Source organism: Photobacterium jeanii (assembly GCF_001650345.1).
In the GTDB taxonomy this organism is placed as follows: Bacteria; Pseudomonadota; Gammaproteobacteria; order Enterobacterales; family Vibrionaceae; genus Photobacterium; species Photobacterium jeanii.
The window spans coordinates 1-2,283 of sequence record NZ_LVHF01000004.1; the positions used below are offsets into that span (position 1 = coordinate 1).

General features: G+C 38.7%; 2 protein-coding genes. Both read right to left on the reverse strand.

Annotated features, from left to right (window positions below; all coding sequences use genetic code 11):
• Nucleotides 1-191 precede the first annotated feature (191 nt).
• Nucleotides 192-1,403 (reverse strand): hypothetical protein, encoded by a 1,212-nt coding sequence (locus A3K86_RS00025; protein ID WP_068325757.1) that lies wholly within the window; start codon nucleotides 1,401-1,403, stop codon nucleotides 192-194.
• Between the two features lie 434 nt (nucleotides 1,404-1,837).
• Nucleotides 1,838-2,179 carry a hypothetical protein gene (locus tag A3K86_RS00030; protein WP_068325760.1) on the reverse strand — a complete coding sequence of 114 codons (342 nt, stop codon included), beginning with the start codon at nucleotides 2,177-2,179 and terminating at the stop codon, nucleotides 1,838-1,840.
• Nucleotides 2,180-2,283: the final 104 nt, after the last annotated feature.

Sequence of the window (2,283 nt, forward strand, 5' to 3'; positions counted from 1 at the left end):
ACGTATCTATTGGATCGTAGTCTATGCAATCGTAGCTTTTTACTTCAGGCTTCAATCGAACCTTCCTTGTTATATAACGCCCTGTTAAGGTGTGAGCGACGCAATACCGAAGCTCCCGCATGCCACCTTAAACACAAAACGCAACGCATAGCAAAAGTGCCAAGCGTTGCGAATCACTCTTAAACAGATTGTTAAGCTGAATCTTTATGAACTGGTAATTTACCAATACAATACATTAGCCTACACCACAACTTCTTAGAATAAGTACAAATACATTTTGTAGCCGTCACTGCTGAAGACCTATAAACCGACTTATCCTTCGTCGAAAATAGCTCTCGACTCGAGTTAGCCACTTTTATTCCAACTAAGAATGCTAAGAGCATAAAAAACATCCATCTCTTATGCGGAGCCATTTCTGATTCTTTTACCTTCCTAGAGAGTTTAACGGTCTCAGTCCAATAACGCTCTATTGTTGGTGCTAAAGCATTAATGGGAACAATATATTTACTGTATATGCTAACAGTCCCTTTGGACAACGCAGGATCTTGGTTTAAGTGAATAGGAATTTCAACACAGGTTTTAACCTTAGAATCATTGGTACAGTATGCATTTAGTCTTTCAATGTCTCTAGCAACTTGATCAGATGTAACTGAGCTAGACACACTTAACAACTTTTCTATAGTCGGTTTTTCTTCGTCTTGCTCATAGAAAAAACTACTATCACTTATTCTATTAACGTACCACTTAATTGAGTTAGACCATACACACAATGCGCCAAAGTCTGTGGCAAAAACTTCATCTTCACAAAAACCACTAACAGTACGTAACTGCCCAGTCAATATGTTCGTTGCCTCTAGCAACGTTCCTTTTGAACTCGTTAGTTGTTCGTGGTGTCGAGAGGTTCCCGTATCTGACACAAAGAATGCTAATGCAGATAAACCGAACACATACCATATGTGGTCAAATGTCGCTTTTGATTTTTTTCCAGCTCTCCAGCTATGAAGACATAACGTTGCTAGAGACCAACTAAAAACAAAGACTACTAGTGCATTGATAAGGGCACCACCAGAAGTACCCAAATGACCGCTACCAATAATATAGTCCTCGGGAATTATTGGCTCGAACACTTTGAAACCACCTAAAGAGAAAACACCCGGTAAGAGCCAAAAGGCAATAACACTAAATGAGAATTTTCTGGAAAAAGCAAAAGAGGAAATGATATTGAACAAAATCACCAACAGGAGGCATATAAAATATAACCCAGCTAAAGGGGCTATCGTTCCCTGTAAATCAATGTATGGTCCATACCATATACTTAAAATCCCCAAACCTTGTAAGTTTTGAAGCAGGGAATAAGCACCGGAATAAGCGACCATGAAATATGGTTCAAAAAAACTAAGCATCAACTATTTTTACCTTATTTTCGTGAGCTATTTAATCAATTCAGCTTAACGACCTGCCATAAAACGCCAACAACACATTACGATAAGATTTAATTGACCACCGCAAACACTAAAACCAAATTCATACCTAGAATGCCGAGTGTTGATGGTCGTTTTGATGGCCTTGTTATGCGAGCATCAGTTGAGCGTGACTCAGTTCTGATTATCTATAATTGTATAGCCTTCGCTAACTATTAATAATTTCATATTTACTTACAGAGTAAATACCAGCAAAAATAGACGCTCCAATTAAATTAGCAAAAAGAATCATTTGTAACAGACCTAATACAATTAGCTTACTTGTTTTCCTTTTAACTACTGCTAAATGTACGCAACTGGCTGAGGCAATACATTCAATTTCATTCTGACTCCAGAATTAGCGCACAAGTAGCTAGCTATGCATTTTGTTGTCTGTACCGTGTATTTTCTTTAACACCATACGGAGCAACCCAACCTTCCGTTTGATAAGCAAGCAAGTATTCTTGAAAATCACAGTCATCTTCGAAGGAATACATTCGATCATCAATGTTATCAAGTAACTCTGTCCACACTTCAACATACCCATTTTCACGGTAAGTAACCTGAGTTACTCTCCACGAGAAGTAGTCTCCTAATGAAGCCGAACTGAACTTCACATACTCCCCGACGCGCGGAACGCTTGGAAACTTAATATTTTTAGTTAGGTGTACCCAATTCTCTTTACTTGCCAGCCAAATACTAAACTCAATTTCAATCAACTACGGTTCCTTTCTCTTCTGCGCATAACGCCTGCCATAATACGCCACAACGCATTACGATAATGTTGATAAACCACCGAAAACACGAAAGGCAATCCAGACCT

Coding starts and splice junctions, on each gene's coding strand:
- A3K86_RS00025 (WP_068325757.1), bottom strand. CDS start 1,403: ATGCTTAGTTTTTTTGAACCATATTTCATGGTCGCTTATTCCGGTGCT.